At 39.6% G+C, this 18,208-nt stretch carries 17 protein-coding genes, 1 tRNA gene and 1 pseudogene; 4 read left to right on the top strand and 15 right to left on the bottom strand.

What is annotated here, in order from left to right:
• The 4 genes and pseudogenes from AAEZ22_RS11325 to AAEZ22_RS11310 form a co-directional block, all read right to left on the bottom strand.
• On the bottom strand, positions 1-269 hold a 269-nt coding region (locus tag AAEZ22_RS11325), incomplete at its 3' end, for a helix-turn-helix domain-containing protein (RefSeq protein WP_352297265.1).
• A 109-nt stretch (positions 270-378) separates the two neighbouring features.
• Positions 379-534: pseudogene (locus AAEZ22_RS11320) on the bottom strand (LysE family transporter); the annotation flags it as partial.
• Between the two features lie 13 nt (positions 535-547).
• Positions 548-1,321 carry a hypothetical protein gene (locus AAEZ22_RS11315; RefSeq protein ID WP_179808261.1) on the bottom strand — a complete coding sequence of 258 codons (774 nt, stop codon included), beginning with the start codon at positions 1,319-1,321 and terminating at the stop codon, positions 548-550.
• Between the two features lie 3 nt (positions 1,322-1,324).
• Positions 1,325-1,801, bottom strand: a complete 477-nt coding sequence (locus AAEZ22_RS11310; RefSeq protein ID WP_083497484.1) for a CreA family protein — start codon at positions 1,799-1,801, stop codon at positions 1,325-1,327.
• Between the two features lie 254 nt (positions 1,802-2,055).
• On the opposite strand from AAEZ22_RS11310, the gene AAEZ22_RS11305 reads away from it, so the two are divergent.
• Entirely contained in the window at positions 2,056-2,385 is a 330-nt protein-coding gene (locus tag AAEZ22_RS11305; protein WP_011327042.1) for a 5-carboxymethyl-2-hydroxymuconate Delta-isomerase, read from the top strand.
• Between the two features lie 351 nt (positions 2,386-2,736).
• On the opposite strand, the gene AAEZ22_RS11300 is transcribed toward AAEZ22_RS11305, so the two are convergent.
• The 3 genes from AAEZ22_RS11300 to AAEZ22_RS11290 all read right to left on the bottom strand — a co-directional run bounded on the left by AAEZ22_RS11300 (position 2,737) and on the right by AAEZ22_RS11290 (position 3,917).
• Positions 2,737-2,813, bottom strand: a tRNA-Ile gene (locus AAEZ22_RS11300).
• A 306-nt stretch (positions 2,814-3,119) separates the two neighbouring features.
• On the bottom strand, positions 3,120-3,278 hold the full coding sequence (locus AAEZ22_RS11295) for a YqaE/Pmp3 family membrane protein (RefSeq protein WP_011327039.1): 159 nt from the start codon (positions 3,276-3,278) through the stop codon (positions 3,120-3,122).
• 75 nt (positions 3,279-3,353) lie between these two features.
• Positions 3,354-3,917 (bottom strand): BON domain-containing protein, encoded by a 564-nt coding sequence (locus AAEZ22_RS11290; protein ID WP_011327038.1) that lies wholly within the window; start codon positions 3,915-3,917, stop codon positions 3,354-3,356.
• A 422-nt stretch (positions 3,918-4,339) separates the two neighbouring features.
• Here AAEZ22_RS11290 and suhB point away from each other — a divergent pair, with 422 nt between their 5' ends.
• Positions 4,340-5,143 carry an inositol-1-monophosphatase gene (suhB, locus tag AAEZ22_RS11285; RefSeq protein ID WP_011327036.1) on the top strand — a complete coding sequence of 268 codons (804 nt, stop codon included), beginning with the start codon at positions 4,340-4,342 and terminating at the stop codon, positions 5,141-5,143.
• 71 nt (positions 5,144-5,214) lie between these two features.
• Here suhB and AAEZ22_RS11280 read toward each other — a convergent pair whose 3' ends face one another.
• The 6 genes from AAEZ22_RS11280 to queA form a co-directional block, all read right to left on the bottom strand.
• The gene (locus AAEZ22_RS11280) at positions 5,215-6,993 is read right to left on the bottom strand and encodes a GGDEF domain-containing protein (protein ID WP_424451446.1); all 1,779 of its coding nucleotides are present in this window, start codon (positions 6,991-6,993) and stop codon (positions 5,215-5,217) included.
• 123 nt (positions 6,994-7,116) lie between these two features.
• Positions 7,117-8,064 (bottom strand): protein translocase subunit SecF, encoded by a 948-nt coding sequence (gene secF / locus AAEZ22_RS11275; protein ID WP_011327035.1) that lies wholly within the window; start codon positions 8,062-8,064, stop codon positions 7,117-7,119.
• Positions 8,065-8,073: 9 nt separating this feature from the next.
• The gene (gene secD / locus AAEZ22_RS11270) at positions 8,074-9,933 is read right to left on the bottom strand and encodes a protein translocase subunit SecD (RefSeq protein WP_011327034.1); all 1,860 of its coding nucleotides are present in this window, start codon (positions 9,931-9,933) and stop codon (positions 8,074-8,076) included.
• A gap of 19 nt (positions 9,934-9,952) precedes the next feature.
• Entirely contained in the window at positions 9,953-10,288 is a 336-nt protein-coding gene (gene yajC, locus AAEZ22_RS11265; protein WP_011327033.1) for a preprotein translocase subunit YajC, read from the bottom strand.
• A 26-nt stretch (positions 10,289-10,314) separates the two neighbouring features.
• Positions 10,315-11,442, bottom strand: a complete 1,128-nt coding sequence (tgt, locus tag AAEZ22_RS11260; RefSeq protein ID WP_011327032.1) for a tRNA guanosine(34) transglycosylase Tgt — start codon at positions 11,440-11,442, stop codon at positions 10,315-10,317.
• Between the two features lie 150 nt (positions 11,443-11,592).
• Complete coding sequence (gene queA / locus AAEZ22_RS11255; RefSeq protein ID WP_011327031.1) at positions 11,593-12,624, bottom strand: tRNA preQ1(34) S-adenosylmethionine ribosyltransferase-isomerase QueA; 1,032 nt, start codon at positions 12,622-12,624, stop codon at positions 11,593-11,595.
• A gap of 200 nt (positions 12,625-12,824) precedes the next feature.
• On the opposite strand from queA, the gene AAEZ22_RS11250 reads away from it, so the two are divergent.
• Together AAEZ22_RS11250 and AAEZ22_RS11245 are read left to right on the top strand one after the other, a co-directional pair.
• A complete protein-coding gene (locus tag AAEZ22_RS11250; protein ID WP_182677001.1) occupies positions 12,825-15,356 on the top strand; it encodes a GGDEF/EAL domain-containing response regulator in 2,532 nt (843 codons plus the stop codon).
• Between the two features lie 231 nt (positions 15,357-15,587).
• The gene (locus tag AAEZ22_RS11245) at positions 15,588-15,800 is read left to right on the top strand and encodes a hypothetical protein (protein WP_011327029.1); all 213 of its coding nucleotides are present in this window, start codon (positions 15,588-15,590) and stop codon (positions 15,798-15,800) included.
• On the opposite strand, the gene AAEZ22_RS11240 is transcribed toward AAEZ22_RS11245, so the two are convergent.
• Together AAEZ22_RS11240 and AAEZ22_RS11235 are read right to left on the bottom strand one after the other, a co-directional pair.
• Positions 15,797-16,735: a hydrogen peroxide-inducible genes activator gene (locus AAEZ22_RS11240; RefSeq protein WP_339686158.1), complete on the bottom strand. Its 939-nt coding sequence runs from the start codon at positions 16,733-16,735 to the stop codon at positions 15,797-15,799. The genes AAEZ22_RS11245 and AAEZ22_RS11240 overlap by 4 nt on opposite strands.
• A gap of 68 nt (positions 16,736-16,803) precedes the next feature.
• Complete coding sequence (locus tag AAEZ22_RS11235) at positions 16,804-18,030, bottom strand: RNA-guided endonuclease InsQ/TnpB family protein (protein ID WP_339686155.1); 1,227 nt, start codon at positions 18,028-18,030, stop codon at positions 16,804-16,806.
• Positions 18,031-18,208 lie beyond the last annotated feature (178 nt).

The raw sequence follows: 18,208 nt of genomic DNA, 5'->3' as shown, positions 1-18,208 counted from the left end.
TTAAAAGCAGTTTGTTGGTTTCTGATTGCTTGCTGCAAAGGAACGCTAGAAACATCATTAAGCCAAGGGAACTCAGGGTTTTTCTTGAGTTCAGTTAGATAGCTTGATGCTTTGCTGTAGTTAATCTTGATTTGCTCATTGTAGTAAGCATCAGTACGCCAACGAAGAATAGAGTTGTAAACAAAACGCGTACAGCCAAACGTCTGTTCAAGTAAGGTTACTTGCTCAGGTGTTGGGTAGAACCGTTGTTTAACCGCTATCTCTTTCATGCCTTACAAGATACACAGTGTTTTTGTAAGATTCAAGCTCTATTGTTAGCGCGTTGCGCTAAAACCTTACATCCCCGACCTAAAGGACGGAGTTTTTCGGCTCAAATGATAAAATAGCCGCACCAACACCTGCACTAGTCCAAAGAGCATTGCGCCTACCTTGCTGCACACTTTGCTTTAATACCACAGCAAAATCGGGCCCTGGGCTTGCTACTGCAAAAAAGTGCGCTACGGCAATCAGTAAAAATTCGTCTAAGTAATTCACACAATATCTCTGCTTAGTTTGGCATATACGCTAATAACAGCGGGTTAGCTGAGTTATTGACTAATGCTTTAATTTCTTTTTGCGCTTTTTTAAATTGGCCGCGCAAATGCGGTTTTAAATGCTGCTTAGAGCGTTTATCATTTTTAAAGTAACTCACTAACGCATGCATAAATACCGTATGGGTTTCGTTCAACGACGCTTCGCGATTTGCATAAGGGTTATAACACGAGCCACAGCCGCCCTTAAACTGATATACCGTATTGCTCATCATTACCCCAAAGCCTAAAAAGCAAGCCAGTGCATCAGCAGCTTGCGCTAAGTAGTCTTTTCCGCCCGGTGGTAATACGCCTACATGATGAATTAAAATAGTCGCTAACGTTCCAGCAAAACTGGCAACTAAGTCTTGTGGCTGGTTTACTTGATTTGGATTAAACGAAATATTAATAGCCTGGCTAGGCGGTACAATTAATTTAGCGCCTTCGCCACGTAGTTGTTGGCTAAATTTAAACTGTGGAAAAACCTGTGGAGTGAGCTGCTGCGGTGCAACTAGTTGAATAGGCCACGCTGTCATACCCGCATAACTACTTACGCGGTTAAATACCTTAGTGGCCATTTCTTCAATACTCGATACCGAGTCGGGAAAGAACTCAACCGTGGGCAAAGTGATTTGCGTATGCTGGGTAAAAAACTCAACATCAAAGTTTTCAACTGCCCATATAAAGGTATCAATTAACCATTGCTGCTCTTGCTCAGCCAGTAATGGTTTGGGCTTAAATAACGCTAACATAGCTTACTCTCGCTCTTGCCCAAGCGCCCATTGCCATGCTTGTGTATTGTATAATGGCACAGTAGATAACGCATGATGATGACTCCCCGTAGACTCTTTAGTCGAGTACGACAAATACAATAAGGTATGTGCTTTAGCATCGTAAATACGACGCACTTTTAATGATTTAAACAAAATACTTTTAGATGATTTAAATACCACTTCCCCAGATTTACTCCGATCAATCTGCTGCAATTGCTCTGCGGTAATAACCCCGGTTTGCCGACACGAAATTGACATATCAGAAGGATCTGAAAAATCTAAATTAGCTTCTATATGGCTAATATGGCACGTTACCCCAGTGACTAAAGGGTCTTGTTGCGAATTTACAATTACATCCTTGGTGGTAAATAACCCAAGGCTTACAGAGGCAACATCATCTGAGCACGCTGTTAAGGTAAGCATACCTGCGAGTAAAAAGCTGACTTTTAAATACTTCATCGTGTTCTCCAACATACTTAAAGAGGGATACGGTTTATTCTTCTATACTAAACGTATTTACAGCTACAAAACACATGTTGTAAAAAATAAACATTGCGCTATATACATTCACCTTTGCCGCACCATAACACTTCTTAATGGCTAATTGTGCAAAACAAAAAGATGCTAATTCAGCATTGTAGGGGTTAGCGGGTAACCTGGTATTTGGTATAATAAGGTTCACACATGTAGTAACTCATAATAGGAACGCCTAAATGCCGCACATTATTATTGAACACTCAGAAGACCTCCCTGTATTACCACAAGTACTTGTAGAAAAAATTCACAACGCCGCTTTCCAAAGTAATTTATTTGATTTAGAAACCATAAAAACACGCGCTATTTCCTATCAGCAATATCTACTTGGCGCAGGCGGGTCGGGGTTTATACATATTGCGGTACACATTTTGGCGGGACGTTCTATTGAGCAAAAACAAATGTTAAGTGAGCAACTACTTGAGTGTTTAAAAACCTATTGCAGAGCATCAGACAGTTTAAGCGTTAATATTTACGATATTGAACATGAGATCTACCGTAAAAATTAATTTATTTTACCCGTCACATTAAATTAGTGAACAATTCTAGTACCAAAAAAACAGCTTAATCACTAATCAAAGTCATAATGTATAGTGACCTATAGGCTATTTCTAACGCGGTTAATTAGCTACTTAATAAGTCAGAATGATCATGTTATTAATAATATAGGTATTAACTTAAAAGCGTTAATAAGTACTCTGTAAAAAATCCCTAACTAGGGATTTTTTATTGCCGTAAAACAATTCTATTTATTATTTTATAATGAAACAGGCAAAAATATACTTAAAGTGTAATTAACACAACATAGAGCTATTCATTAGTTAATGATTGGAATGATTTTTAGTAGGTATATTTAAAAATGGTGGCCCCTCCCAGACTCGAACTGGGGACCTAACGATTATGAGTCGTGTGCTCTAACCAACTGAGCTAAGGGGCCAACTTTTTGTATAACTGTAAACAGTTAATTTTTTAAGAAGCGTTTAGTCACATAGCGACTAAAGCGGGGTGCAGTATAAAAAGTTTTTAGAGGCTTGTCACTAGCAAAAGTCTTTATTTTAACAATCAATGGTCTAACTGCTTAAATAGTAATCTTTTTATGGGTATAATATTAAAATTTGCAGAATTTAGGGTTAATACTGGCAGCTAAGTAAAAGTGAAATGGAAGGCTGTATATCGCGTAATTTAAAAATTGGGCTTTAAATAAGCAACTTACAGCTTATATTACGCGACAAACAGAAATGAATTATTTTTTTGCGATAATGTATATTGCATGTATTACTCCAGGGAAGTAACCAAACAACGTAAGTAAAATATTTATCCAAAAATGTAAGCCTAAACCCACCTGTAAAAATACTCCCAGTGGTGGCAGTAAGATTGAAAAAATAATACGTATAATATCCATAAATATTCTCCTTATTTATAAACTAAAAAACTTATAAGCAAAAACCCAGCAGAGCTGGGTTTTATAAATACTATGTTACTTTGCAACTATCGTTAGTTTATCTACTACATCGCGAACATCTTCTGCATTTTTAGCAATTTTTACTGCAAGCTGTTTTTCAGCATCTGAGTTCACTGTACCGGTAAGAGTAACTACACCGTTGTCAGTATCTACATCAATGTTTGTACCACCAACTTCTGAGTTAAATAAATAACGCGTTGTGATGACTGTGGTAATTTTAGCGTCGGTTAAGCCGCTACCATCATCATCTTTCATGTTGTCATGGCTTTTACTGTTCATGTTTTTCACAACAGTAAGCTGGTTATCAACATCGGTTACACCATCTAAACTCAGTACAAGTTCTTCTGCTAACTCTTTGTCGAGTTCGCTATTAACTTTACCTGTTAGTATAACTTTGCCATTTTTTACATCAGTGTTGATGTCAAAGTTATTGAGGTTAGTGTTCATAAGAAGCACTGTTTCAGCCTTACCATCAATCCAAGCATCTTTACTTTCATTTTCCCAGCTGCTCGCTTGAGCACCCATAGCCGTAGTACCTAAAACTAACGCCGCAATGATAGATTTGTTAAATGTTTTCATAATCTTTCTCCTTTTGATTAAAGACACTTTAACTAATGCCAGCTTTAGGCCAACTTTAATAAATAAGTAAAATCAGATAGTTAAGGCGGGATATAAAATAACTTTACTTTGTATACATCACTTTTTTACCGACTTATCGGTAAAAAGTTCTCAGTAGTGAAAATAAAAGCATGTTCATAGCTTTTAACTTGGGCCCAGGTTAAAGAGTAAAAAACATGCTAAATTTTTAAAGCACTAGAACACATTTAAAAAGTGCTTTGCAGATTCATCAATGCTGAATTTCTATAAAATGCTCTGCACATCAAGCAAGTATAAAAAACAAACAAAAGTATTTAGGCTTTGTTGTTTACTTTATGGCAAAAGTCGCTAAAATACGCCAGCTAAAATATATAAACGTTCTTTTACAACCCAAAGGTAATACCATGCATCCAATGTTAAACATTGCGGTTCGCGCTGCGCGTAACGCAGGCAAAATTATACTTCGTGCAAGTGAAGATTTATCAAAAGTTGAAGTTCAACAAAAAGGCACTAACGATTTAGTGACTAACATTGATAAAGAAGCTGAAGCTATAATTCGCGACACCATTTTACGCTCTTACCCTGATCACTGCATTGTTGGTGAAGAATTAGGCGAGCATAAAGGTAAAGATGCAGATTACCAATGGATTGTTGACCCGCTTGATGGCACAACTAACTTCATCAAGGGTATTCCTCATTTTGCGGTTTCTATCGCACTTAAAGTAAAAGGTCGTTTAGACCAAGCCGTTATTTATGATCCAATTCGTGGTGAGCTTTTCACTGCCTCTCGTGGTCAAGGCGCACAACTTAATAGCAAACGTTTACGCGTTTCTAAAACAGTTGATTTAGGCGGTTCAATCTTAGCTACTGGCTTCCCTTTCAAGCAAAAACAACACCTAGATGCATACACAGAAGCGTTTAAAGCTTTATTCATACATACAGCTGATATCCGTCGTGCGGGCTCTGCTGCGCTAGACATGGCTTATGTTGCTGCTGGACGCGTTGATGGCTTTTTCGAAATTGGTTTAAAACCTTGGGATACTGCTGCAGGCGAGCTATTAGTAAAAGAAGCAGGCGGCATGGTTGTAGATTTTGCTGGCGGCGTAAACTATAACAATAGTGGTAACATTATCTGTGGCGCACCTAAGCTAACTCAAGCAATAATTCGCGAAATTCGCCCTGTATTAACTGAGTCATTACTTCGTTAATAAAAACTGCATGGTTTAAAAAAGGAGCTTAGGCTCCTTTTTTGTTGTCTGCAAAAAATTATTTATGACGATTAAACTGCTTGTTTTTCTAACCTAGCAACCACACTACTTGGCTTACTACGCTGACATAAAAACAAATGGCTATGAGCAAAGCGCTTTGCTGATTTTTTAGCATTACTTGCCAATGCTGCAACCTGATGGCTATTCTTATAATGGTGTAAATCGGGAGTAACTAAGCCTATTGCCAGTGTTACTAATGGCACAAATTGTGGCTTCCCTTCTCTATTTGCACTCCAATATCCCTTATTTTTAATATGTTCGGAACTAAAAAACACCTGTGATTCTATTTCAAATTGGCGAATAATATGCTCGCACACTGCGGCAGCATTATTATCATCAAATAGCACCATAAAGTCATCGCCGCCAATATGGCCAAAAAAACTGTTTGTATTACTACACGCCTGCATCGTAATATTTGCTAATAGTTTAATTACACTATCGCCGCTAGCATAACCAAACAAATCATTAAACTGTTTAAAATGGTTCAAATCTAAATACGCCAATGAAAACGCCTTTTGTGTAGCTAAACGCCGCTCTATGGCATCGTTAAGAGCTAGATTACCGGGTAACATAGTTAATGGGTTAGCGTGCTGCGCATGACGAATTTTTTCATCTGTTATATGTTTTAATATGTCGCGTACTGGCACAATGCCTAAATACTGCTGCCCTCGGGTGATCACTATATGGCGGCGAATATCAAAGTCGCATTCGGTAATTTGCTGACTAACGTTATCTAGCAGCTGGTTTTCATCTACCACTAGCGGTTGCCTGTCCATTACTACAGTGGCCGCACGCTTGTCATACAAAGCATGGCCATAGGCCGCTGCAAACACTTCACTAAGTTGCTCTTTGTGGAGCAAACCAATTGGCTGACACTGCGAATTAATTACCACTAGGCTGGCAATCGATTTATCTCGTTCAAATAGCGCATGGGCGTCTTTACAACTGGTTTCGCTATCAATAGTTTGCTGCGCTACTGCAAGCCAACCAATAGCCATAGAGTTATTTAACTGGTTTGTATTTGCGGCAAAGCTCAGTGCTTGAATTTGCCTTGCTGAAAGCACATAACTTGGTTTATTACTTGGTCGTTCAAGTAAAAACCCTTGCACATAGTTGATACCCATTCCTTCTAACACAGTTAGCTCTTCTGCTCGCTCAATTCCCTCTGCAATCACTGTCGTATTGGTTACTTTTGCCAGAGCTGTTATTAACTTTAAAAACTCTTTTTTAACCACACTTTTATCGCAATGATCGATAAAATAACGATCGATTTTGACAAAGTCTGGGCATAACTCCGACCATTGCTTTAAACCAGAATACCCCGTACCTAAGTCATCAATTGCAATAGTGAAGCCTAAAGAGCGGTAATGTGCCATGGTTTTTTGTAGTAAAAACTCATCCTCGACTCTTTCTTGCTCTGTTACCTCTATCACCACCCGATGAGCTGCTAAACCAAACTGCTTAATGAGATGCAGTGTTTCGCCTTTAGGATGACTTGGGTCGAGTAACGTTTTAGGACTAACATTTAAAAATAGTTTGCCCTGCAGCTTCAAATGCACAAAGTTCTCAATAGCTTTAGAGCGGCACAGTAGCTCAAGCTCTGAAATAAGACCATATTGATGAGCCACCTGAAACAGTGTATTAGGCATTTCTAAACAGCTATTTTTAGGCCCTCTGCTGAGTGCTTCATAACCGAGAATGGTCTGCCTGCTAATATCAAAAAGCGGCTGAAACAAGGTGGTAATTGTGCCATTTTCTAAAATTTCATTTAATAATTTACGCTGCTTCATTATTGCTAAGCTCTATTACGATTTACTCAAGGTAAAGTAGCAAGCGAATATGACATTTTTATGGCAATCTGCAGGCAATAAAAAACCGCCCAGATGGGCGGTTAATATCGGCTTACAAATCTATTACGGCATAGCGTCTAGATCAGCACCTTCTTTTTCAATCACTTCTGGTATTAAATCTTCTTTACTTACGCCAAGTGCAATAGCAACTGAGCTGGCAACGTAAATAGATGAATAAGTACCAATAAACACACCAAATAACAATGCTGTAGCAAAGCCATGAATGGTTTGACCGCCCCAAATAAACAAGGCAATTAATACTAAAATAGTGGTAATTGACGTTACTAAGGTACGATTAAGCGTTTGTGTTAAAGAAATATCGATAATTTCTATCGTGTCATCAATACGTACTTTGCGGAAGTTTTCACGAATACGGTCAGATACTACAATGGTATCGTTTAGCGAGTAACCTATTACCGCTAATATAGCCGCTAATATGGTTAAATCGAACTCTAAACCTAATACCGAAAATAAGCCAACGGTAATAATAACATCGTGAATTAAGCCGCTTACTGCGCCTACTGCAAAACGCCATTCAAAGCGAAACGCTACATAAATCAAGATACAAATAAGCGCAGTTAACATGGCCAGGCCACCCTGCTCTTTTAGGTCTTCACCTACGCTTGGGCCAACAAACTCAATACGGCGCATTACTACGCTTTCGTCTGCTAGCTTTAATGCAGCAATAACTTGGTTACCAATAACTTCAGCTTTTACGTCATCGCCGCGCGGCGCTAAACGAACTAAAATTTCTTGGCTTGAACCAAACAATTGTACCGATGCATCTGCAAAGCCATTTTCGGCAAGTACATTACGCACCTTTTTAAGATCTGCAGGTTGCGAAAAGCCAACTTCTACGGCAGTACCACCGGTAAAGTCTAAACCAAAGTTTAAGCCTTTAGTGAAAACCGATATAAATGCCGCTAAAATTAATAACGTTGAAAAACCCATTGCCACTTTACGAAGAGACATGAAACGTAGGGTTTTGCTACCCAATTTTAAAATTTGCATGGCTACTCCTTAAATTGAAAGTTTATCAACACGTTTACCGCCGATAAATAAGTTGATAATCGCACGTGTACCAACAATAGCTGTAAACATTGACGTTAAAATACCAATTGCTAACGTAACCGCAAAGCCTGCAATTGGGCCAGTGCCCACAGCAAACAAAATAACGGCAGCAATTAAGGTGGTAATATTGGCATCGAAAATAGTGCTAAATGCACTGTCATAACCAAAATGAACGGCTTGTTGAGGGCTACGGCCATCGGCCAACTCTTCACGAATACGTTCAAAAATAAGTACGTTGGCATCAACCGCCATACCTACAGTTAGTACAATACCGGCAATACCAGGCAAAGTAAGCGTTGCGCCTGGAATTAACGACATAACACCAATAATAAGTACTAAGTTAGCAGCAAGCGCAAGGTTAGCAACCATGCCAAAGCCTTTGTAGTAAATAAGCATAAATGCAAGTACGAATGCAAAACCAAGTGCTACCGCGGTCATACCTGCTTCAATGTTTTCTTGCCCTAAGCTTGGCCCTACGGTGCGCTCTTCAACTATTTGAATTGGCGCTACAAGTGCACCAGCACGTAGTAATAAGCTTAAGTTATGTGCTTCTGCTGGGTTATCAATACCGGTAATACGGAACGAGCGATCAAGGCGTGCTTGAATAGTTGCTACGTTAATAACTTCTTCAACCTTAATAGGCGGAAGCGCTTTACCGTCGGCATCTTTTTTACCTGATGGTTTGTATTCAATAAATACCGTGGCCATGCGCTTACCAATAGCTCGCTTGGTAAAGGCATTCATTTTTGCCCCACCTTTGCTATCTAGCGTAATACTTACTTGCGGGCGTTGGTATTCATCGCTACCTGATTGCGCGCCAGTAATATGGCTACCTTCAAGAATAATACGTTTTTTAAGTACCACAGGGTAACCGTCACGGCTCATGATCATTTCAGTACCCGGTGGGATGCGACCTTGAGCAGCAGCGCTAATATCGGCGTTTTCTTCTACTTCGCGAAACTCAAGTGTGGCCGTTGCGCCTAAAATCTCTTTAGCACGAGCAGTATCTTGAATGCCGGGTAGTTGCACAATAATTCGCTCAGCACCTTGGCGCTGTACGTTTGGCTCAGCAACACCAATTTGGTTAATACGGTTACGAATAATCGTTTCGTTTTGCTTGATAGCGTAATCACGAATTTCTTTGAGTTTTTGCTCACTCATAGTCGCATAAAATGCGTTATCGTTACTGCTATCATCTATGTATACATTTAATGGATACTGCGTCTTTAAGAAGCGCTCTGCAGCGTCTTTATCTTCTTCGCTGCGCATTTCTACACGCATACGATCAGAGCCCGCTACACGGCGAACACTGCGATAACGAAGTTTTTCTTCACGTAGGTCGCTACGAAAGTCTTCTTCCATTTGCTCAAGCTGGTTATCAACGGCTGTCGCCATGTCAATTTCCATGGTGAAATGCACACCACCACTTAAGTCTAGGCCTAGCTTCATTGGGTTGCCGCCAACCGCTTTTAACCAAGCTGGTTGCGCTGGAGCCATGTTTATAGCAGAAATGTAATCATCGCTAAGAGAGTTACGCAATAAATCTTGCGCTTTTAGCTGCTCTTCAACGTTTCTAAAGCGAACGAGTATTTGCCCATCTTCGAGTTTCGTTGATTTAACACTAACGTTATGTTTTTTGAGGGTTGCGTTTACTTTGTCTATTACACTGAGATCAACATCAGCACCTTTAGCGCCAGAAACTTGTATAGCCGGATCGCGACCATACAAGTTTGGAGAGGCGTATAAAAGGCCAACGGCTACCACAGCTAAAACAAGTAAATACTTCCAAAGTGGAAACTTGTTTAACACGGGGTCGTCCTTATTATTTTTATAGCGACTTCATTGTGCCTTTTGGCAATACCGCAGTTACGGCTGATTTTTGTACTGTTACTTCTGCTTGCTCGTTTAATGAGATAACAACAAAATCTTTATCATCTGCAATTTTTACTATTTTACCCACTAAACCGCCTTGGGTAAGTACTTCATCACCTTTAGCCATCGCGCTCATTAAGCTTTTATGCTCTTTAACACGCTTAGCTTGCGGGCGATAAATCAAAAAGTAAAAAACCAAACCGAAAATAGCTAACATTATTAGCATTTCCATTCCGCCACCGGCAGATGCAGAACCAGTACTTGCGTGGGCATTCGAAATAAATAAACTCATGATACTTCCTCTTTAATTTTTAAAATTTAATTTGTTATATCTGCAAGCTCTGGCACGTCTTGGCCACGGCGAGCATAAAAATCCTGAACGAACTCATCTAACTTACCTGCGCTAATTGCGTTACGTAAGCCTTCCATAACACGTTGATAATAACGTAAGTTATGAATAGTGTTTAATCGTGCGCCTAAAATTTCGTTACATTTATCAAGGTGATGTAAATAGGCACGTGAGTAGTTTCCACAGGTATGGCAATCACACTCAGGGTCAAGCGGGCCAGTATCTGTTTTATGTACTGCGTTACGTATTTTAACCACACCTGTGGTTATAAATAAATGACCATTACGAGCGTTACGGGTTGGCATAACACAGTCAAACATATCAATACCACGGCGTACCGACTCAACTAAGTCTTCTGGCTTACCTACACCCATTAAATAACGTGGTTTGTCTGCTGGCATTTTGTACGCGCAGTGATCAAGAATATTGATCATTTCGTTTTTCGGCTCACCTACCGATAAACCACCTAATGCATAGCCATCAAAGCCTATTTCTTCAAGTCCGGCTTGCGATTGTGCACGTAACTCTGGGTACATACCACCTTGAATAATACCAAACAGTGCAGATGGGTTGTCGCCATGGCCTTCTTTTGAGCGTTTAGCCCAGCGAAGTGACAATTCCATTGAATCTTTAGCTTCTTTTTCGGTAGCAGGGTATGGTGTACATTCGTCAAAAATCATCACGATATCTGAACCCAAGTCGCGCTGTACTTGCATTGATGATTCTGGCGTCATCATAATTTTCTCGCCATTTACTGGGGAGCTAAATAATACGCCTTCTTCGGTAATTTTACGCATAGCACCTAGGCTGAACACCTGGAAGCCACCTGAGTCAGTTAGAATCGGGAAATCCCAATTCATAAACTTATGTAAACCACCGTGTTGCTTAATGATTTCAGTGCCTGGGCGCAGCATTAGGTGAAACGTATTACCTAAACAAACTTGCGCGCCTGTTGCTTTTACTTCATCCGGTGTCATGCCTTTAACAGTACCGTAAGTACCTACAGGCATAAATGCTGGAGTTTCTATTACACCACGGTCAAAAATCAAGCGGCCGCGGCGCGCTTTACCGTCTGTAGTGTCTAATTCAAATTTCATATTGTCCTCAATGTCGGAAAAACAGTCCAACAAGCTATAATTTAACCGCTCGATTCTACCCTTTTTACTGCGTTAATACTATTAACTGCGGTAAATTCAATGCTGATTTAAAAGCAAATAGCCAGCTTAAACAAGTAAATTTTGTGGTGTTTATTTACGGGTTAAAAACATCGCATCGCCATAACTAAAAAAACGATACTGCTGCTCTATGGCGGTGTTATATGCGCCCATAATATTGTTTTGTCCGGCAAAGGCACTTACCAGCATGATAAGCGTTGACTCTGGTAAGTGAAAGTTCGTTATCATGGCATCAACCACATTAAATTGATAACCCGGATAAATAAATATATCGGTATCACCAAAGTAAGTATCTAACTTACCACCGTGTACTTTTGCTGCAGATTCTAGAGAGCGTACAGACGTTGTACCTATGGCAATAACACGCCCGCCATTGGCTTTAGTGTTTGCTACAGCAGCAACCACATCATCTGGCACTTCTATGTATTCTGAGTGCATAATGTGCTCATCTACCGTGGCAACACGCACCGGTTGAAACGTCCCTGCTCCCACATGCAGTGTAACAAAAGCCATTTGTACGCCTTTATTTTTTAGCGCGGTCATTAACTTATCGTCAAAATGCAAACCGGCGGTAGGAGCCGCAACCGCTCCAGGCTTTTCGCCGTACACGGTTTGATAACGCTCACGATCGGCTTCGTTATCAGGGCGATCTATATACGGCGGTAATGGCATATGGCCAATATCATTTAATATATCGAGTACGTTTTGGCTATGCTCAAACTCCAGCTCAAATAAGGTATCGTGACGCGCAACCATGGTTGCTTTTGCCTTGCCTTCAAGAATTACTTCGTTGCCTGGCTTTAGCGATTTACTCGCGCGCACATGTGCCAGCACTCTATGCTCATCAAGCACACGCTCTACTAATACTTCAACTTTTCCGCCTGACGCTTTTTGACCAAACATACGGGCGGGTATTACTCGCGTGTTATTAAACACCAACAAGTCATTTTCGTTAACTAATTCAAGCAAATCACTAAATACTTTGTGCTCAACTACACCACTTGGGCCATCTAGGCTCAATAAGCGGCTACTTGTTCTGTCTTGCTTAGGAAAACGAGCAATTAATTCGTCGGGAAGGTCAAAGCTAAAATCAGCCACGCGCATAGTTGGTAATCCACATCATTTAAAGTCGCGCCAAGTGTATATCTATCGCTTATGAAGCTCAAGAAATCAGGTAAATTCTCATTAAATTACACTTGTTTTACTGCATTTATTATCATGCCGTAAATACGCTTGTCCTAAGCGGTAAATATCATTACTCTTACTCTTTTGAATAATCGTGATTTTTTAGGGGTACTCTAAACGTGGTAAATCAGCTTAAATTGCTAATATTAAACGCCAGCAGTGCTGAGCGTGGCACTATTCGAGCCACTTTAGAGAAATTAAATGTTTTTGAATTTATAGAAGTATCTGATAGCCAACAAGCTTTAAAAATATTAAAAAAACAAGCCGTTAATATAATTATTACTGGCCTTGATGTAGGTAAAATTGATGGCTGGCGCTTCTCAAGAATGATCCGCTCGGGCTTATTAAATACCCCTAAAAATACCCCAATCTTACTTATTCCCCCTATTTATTGTGAACGAATAGCTGAAACTACTGCCCGCAGCTACGGTATTGATGCAGTATTACCTTTTGAGCGCCAAGACATGCTGCCGCAAGTGCTGGCAAGTGTGCTCGCTAACCATTTAGAAAAAAGCAGTCGTTTAAACCTCTTACTGTTAGAGCCGACTAACACTAAAGCCAATGAAATCAGCAAGCCGTTACTGCTAAACTTTTCGATTACCCATGTTACCTCGAGCCAAGCCGCGCTTAATGCTTATAACCAGCAACAATTTGCAATTGTTTTACTTGATGCAACCGCTGCAAGAGCAGAAGAGTCGAGCGTGCTAGTATCTGAAATTTTACAACATAATCCTATGCAAGCAATTGTAACTATTATAGATAGTGATGATGCAGATTATGCGGAGCAGCTTTTACTTTCGGGTGTCACCGACTTTATACGTGCCCCATACGATCCGCCATTTTTAAATAAAGTATGCGACCATGCAGCGCGTCGCGAAGACTTTATGGTGAGCTACGCTGAATTTGCTAACAAAGTAGAGCAACTGAGCATAAGCGAAGTGCGATACCGAGATTTATTTTCTGCGCATCAACGTATTTTATTGCATTTAAATACTGTCGTTCTAGAACTTGATCAGCAAGGGCTTATTCGCTTTATCAACCCAGCGTGGGAAGCATTAAGTGGCTTTGGTGTTAAATCGACACTACAACAGCAATTAACTAATTTTTGTATTGCTGAATGCCAAGTAAAACTACAAGCAACAATAGACGACATTCTTTGTGGTGGTGAGTACAAACAACAAGTTGAAATAAGGCTACAACATAAAAATGGCAGCCAAATTTGGGTTGAATGTCGGCTGCAGCTCATACAAAACAGCCATAATAACGCCACTATTACCGCCACAATCGACAATATTCATGAACGAAAACAAGCGGAACTGCAGCTGCGCCATTTAGCACTTCACGATACGCTTACTGGCCTGCATAATCGCTATTACTTTGACCAACAGCTGAATCGTATTTGCCAACCTCAGCACACCCATTCTGATATTGAACACGCGCTTATTTATATCGATTTAGATCACTTTAAAATAATTAACGACAGTAAAGGCCATCAACAAGGCGATATTGTTTTAAAAGAAGTAGCGCAATTATTTATAACAAACATAAGTACCGAGCATTTAGTGTGTAGAGTTGGCGGCGACGAATTTGCTGTGATCCTCAAACATACCAACTTGCTTGACGCGCATTTAATTGCCGAAGGTATATGTAACGCAATTGAACAAAATCAATTTAAGTCTGAGGAGCAAATATACTCAATCAGTTGCTCAATTGGTTTAACTCAAATTACCGAAAAGAATTGCGACCCGAGCGAATGTTTAAAACAAGCTGATATTGCCCTGTATATCGCTAAAAATTTAGGTCGTAATTTAGTACATTGCTATGCAAAACAAGATGCCCATAACAATACACTACAAACGGGTTTAGAGTGGGGTCATGGTATTCGCCAAGCGCTACAACAAGACAGCATTGAACTGCATTACCAACCAATTTGGGATTTTAGGCGCAATGAAGTTGCTTACTTTGAGGTGCTGCTGCGCTTAAAAATAAATGATGAACTAGTTTTTCCTAATCAATTTATTCCTTCATTAGAAATGCTAAACGATACTTTTTTAATGGATCAATGCGTTATTCGTAACACCATTGCTAATGTTGCCCTCTACCCAGAACTTAACCAAGTAGCTATAAATCTCTCTGCGCAGTCATTTTTAGATGAGCGTTTAGTGCCATTAATAGAGTCAAATTTAGCAAAGTATCAGGTTTTACCAACACAAATAATTTTTGAAATTACCGAATCTGCCAGCATTAACAACTTAGCAGCTACGCGTAAAATGATTGAAAAACTCAATATTTTAGGCTGCCACTTTTCGATTGACGATTTTGGCACCGGCTTCAGTACTTTTAACTACTTGAAACAACTGCCAGCACAGCATGTAAAAATTGATGGCTCGTTTGTTTGCGATATGCTCAACGACCCTATTGATTTAGCACTAGTAAAGGCCATTAACGACATTAGTCATTCACTCGATAAGCGCTCTGTGGCTGAGTATGTAGAAACCGAAGAAGTATTTTTTGCATTAAAAGAAATTGGCGTTGACTACGGGCAAGGCTATTTTATAGCTCGCCCTATGCCTATTAAAGGTGTTAAAAGTGAACTTGAAAAGATTTTAAAAAATAAAACGTTTTACCAACAACTACCTAGCAAAAAATAAACAGCTGTAAACAAAATTAAGCTCTTTACTACTATCATAATTATCTTTCTCGGCTATACTTTACTTACAAATCAGCAAATGTCGCGCAATTTATACGATAAGCGCAAAAAAACATGACATTATAAATCAGCCCAAATAAGACGACAATTTGTTGGATGTTGGATGTTGGATGTTGGATGTTGGATGTTGGATGTTGGATGTTGGATGTTATTAGAGTTTAAGGAGGTAAATATGACACAGCTAGTTGTTTTATTACTACTTATGCATTTTGCAATTGCGTTTCAGTGTTACCGATATGCACACATTAAAGGTTATCCGGTTCGGGTATTTACTGTATTAGGGCTAGTGCCTTACTTTAATCTGGTTGTTTGGGTTTATTTGCTTTTTTTACCTAAACTAGAACCATATGAAAGCCATAACCATGAAAACAAGCAGCTATCTTAGCTGCTTGTTGCTGCCTCTTTAGCAAAGTCTAAACTACACTGGTGTTTTAAAAACACCTCTAATTGCTGGCAGAACAATTTAAAGTCGCGAATTCGTCCGGTTGTTTTACGCCACAAAATACCAATTTCACGGTATGCCTCATTCGCCGATGGGGTTGCTAGCATATTTTTATTATCTAAAATGCCGGCATTAATCGCCATTTGCGGTAAAAAGGTCACCCCCAACTGATACTCCACCATGCTCAATAAAGTATGCAAGCTGGCTGCTTCAAACGGGTTTATACAGCTGACACGGTTTAAATGACATGCACTAAGCGCGTGCCCGGTCATACAGTGCTCACGTTCTAGTAAGAACACGCTGGCGTCGGGTAATAAGTTAAAGTCTTGCACGTTCTTTGCTGGCGTGTAATCTTTGTGATGTACCAAACTAAAATGATCTCTAGCTAACACCTGAGTATGAAACTTATCGGTTTGATACGGCAGTGCTAATAAGGCTAAATCTATCTGACCATGCTCTAATTTATCGAGTAACTTATCGCTAGTATCTTCTACTAATACCAGTTCTAAATCGCAAAATTCTTGCTTACAAAAATGATACAAAGGCGCGGCAATAAAGCTCGCAATAGTAGGAATAACCCCTACGGTTAACTTACCACTCAGCGGCGTTAAAAAGCTTTTAGTGAGCTCTTTTAAACTGATTGTGTCGTGAATAATTTTGCGCGAACGTTCAACTACTTCCTCACCAATGGTGGTAAACATTAAACTGCGGTTTTCACGTTCAATAAGTTGGCAGCCTAGTGTTTCTTCTAAGTTTTGAATGGCTGTACTTAATGTTGATTGGCCAATAAAGCACGCACTAGCAGCGCGGCCAAAATGTTGATATTGATGTACTGCAAGTAAATACTGCAGCTGTTTTATACTCGGAAGATTAGTCATTTTTTCTTTCCACAAGTGAACTACTCAGCGACTAAAGATCACTGGGCTTCTACAATCTAGCTTTTGGGCTAGGCTGCTACTTTTTTCTCAGATCCAACAGCAAACTTCGATAGCTCGAAGACTTTCGTTTTAATAGCTGATTTCTGCTGAGATATGGGGTTAACCCTTGCGACAATTCCAGCCGCAATTAAATCTAATTCACCTGTTTTAGCTATACTTTTTGCCGCAGATAAGTCGCGACCTTGATATGTCCTGCAAGCCAAACAAGTGAAATTTCTATCTTTCAGTGTCAAAACATGATGCTGGCCGCATTCACTGCAAATCCCTGTGGATTTTTCAAATCTGCCAATTTCATGATAGATCTTACCTTCAAGCTCAGTTTTATACTTTGAAAGCTGAGTGATGAGCCCCATTACGTTGTCGGCCACCATACTGCCATTAAATTTCTGCATTGCTTTTACATTTAAATTTTCAAAAATTAAAATATCATTTTCATTGGTTATCTGTCGTGAAATTTTATGCGCAAAGTCGAGCCTTTGCCTTGAGATTTTACCATGTAATTTATTGATGCGTTGTTTTGTTTTGTGCCAGCGATTAGAACCTTTTTTACGGCGTGCAAGCTGGCGTTGCAATTGATTCAGCTTCTCTTTTGATTGCTTTAAAAACTTTGGATTATCGGCAACATAACCGTTTGAGCCAACAACCGTCTGCTTTGAGTTAATATCAAAGCCTGTAATTGTTTTTAACACGCGAAGCGCGGCCTTACATTCCACTTCTTGAGTTATACTACATTCCCATTTTCCGTGACGATACTGAACAGTCACGGTCTTGATTTTACTTGCTAATTTGCGATGTAAAATAATCGGAACTCTGCCGATTTTAGGGACACTAATAGCACCATTTTCAATGCGAATACAGTTGGAGTTGTTAACCGCCCGAAACGAGTCATTGTGAAGTTTTTTCTTTTTGTAAGTGATTTTATGTTTTGGAAAGCGTTGCAAACGACCTTTAGAGAATGCATTTTTCAACGCGGTTTCCAAGTCGCGAGCAACTTGCTGAGCCGCAGCAGAATCAAACGCTTTTATCCAATTAAACTCTTCAAAAGGCTTTAGCTCTTTAAGAACCGAGGCCATGTCTTTGTAAAACAAAAACGTTTTATCATACTCATATCGCCGCATGTTTTCAGATAACAACATATTCCAAATGCCTCGCGAAGTCGCGCCAAACTCAAAGAGTTTAACTTCTTGCTCTGGCGTTGGATTTAGCCTGTAGTTGTATCTAAGCGTCTTTTTCATACACTGTATAGACTACTGTGTAAGCTCAGGTTGTCAAGATGCAATATGACAATAAATCGTATTGTCAATATTTAATAGAATTACATTTAATATTGGTTGTGAAATACAGAAAACAGTTATTGGTAGGACACCTAGGGAAATTCGTTAAAAATTCTATTGTCGAATTATCAACAAAATC

The sequence above is a fragment of the Pseudoalteromonas sp. 20-MNA-CIBAN-0454 genome (genome assembly GCF_040308685.1).
In the GTDB taxonomy this organism is placed as follows: Bacteria; Pseudomonadota; Gammaproteobacteria; order Enterobacterales; family Alteromonadaceae; genus Pseudoalteromonas; species Pseudoalteromonas nigrifaciens.
This window is presented reverse-complemented; position numbering and strand designations above follow the sequence as displayed.

What these genes read in the sequence shown, in the direction of transcription:
- AAEZ22_RS11315 (WP_179808261.1), bottom strand. Translation starts at nt 1,321, where the DNA reads ATGTTAGCGTTATTTAAGCCCAAACCATTACTGGCTGAGCAAGAGCAG.
- AAEZ22_RS11310 (WP_083497484.1), bottom strand. Translation starts at nt 1,801, where the DNA reads ATGAAGTATTTAAAAGTCAGCTTTTTACTCGCAGGTATGCTTACCTTA.
- AAEZ22_RS11305 (WP_011327042.1), top strand. Translation starts at nt 2,056, where the DNA reads ATGCCGCACATTATTATTGAACACTCAGAAGACCTCCCTGTATTACCA.
- AAEZ22_RS11295 (WP_011327039.1), bottom strand. Translation starts at nt 3,278, where the DNA reads ATGGATATTATACGTATTATTTTTTCAATCTTACTGCCACCACTGGGA.
- AAEZ22_RS11290 (WP_011327038.1), bottom strand. Translation starts at nt 3,917, where the DNA reads ATGAAAACATTTAACAAATCTATCATTGCGGCGTTAGTTTTAGGTACT.
- suhB (WP_011327036.1), top strand. Translation starts at nt 4,340, where the DNA reads ATGCATCCAATGTTAAACATTGCGGTTCGCGCTGCGCGTAACGCAGGC.
- AAEZ22_RS11280 (WP_424451446.1), bottom strand. Translation starts at nt 6,993, where the DNA reads ATGAAGCAGCGTAAATTATTAAATGAAATTTTAGAAAATGGCACAATT.
- secF (WP_011327035.1), bottom strand. Translation starts at nt 8,064, where the DNA reads ATGCAAATTTTAAAATTGGGTAGCAAAACCCTACGTTTCATGTCTCTT.
- yajC (WP_011327033.1), bottom strand. Translation starts at nt 10,288, where the DNA reads ATGAGTTTATTTATTTCGAATGCCCACGCAAGTACTGGTTCTGCATCT.
- tgt (WP_011327032.1), bottom strand. Translation starts at nt 11,442, where the DNA reads ATGAAATTTGAATTAGACACTACAGACGGTAAAGCGCGCCGCGGCCGC.
- queA (WP_011327031.1), bottom strand. Translation starts at nt 12,624, where the DNA reads ATGCGCGTGGCTGATTTTAGCTTTGACCTTCCCGACGAATTAATTGCT.
- AAEZ22_RS11245 (WP_011327029.1), top strand. Translation starts at nt 15,588, where the DNA reads ATGACACAGCTAGTTGTTTTATTACTACTTATGCATTTTGCAATTGCG.
- AAEZ22_RS11240 (WP_339686158.1), bottom strand. Translation starts at nt 16,735, where the DNA reads ATGACTAATCTTCCGAGTATAAAACAGCTGCAGTATTTACTTGCAGTA.
- AAEZ22_RS11235 (WP_339686155.1), bottom strand. Translation starts at nt 18,030, where the DNA reads ATGAAAAAGACGCTTAGATACAACTACAGGCTAAATCCAACGCCAGAG.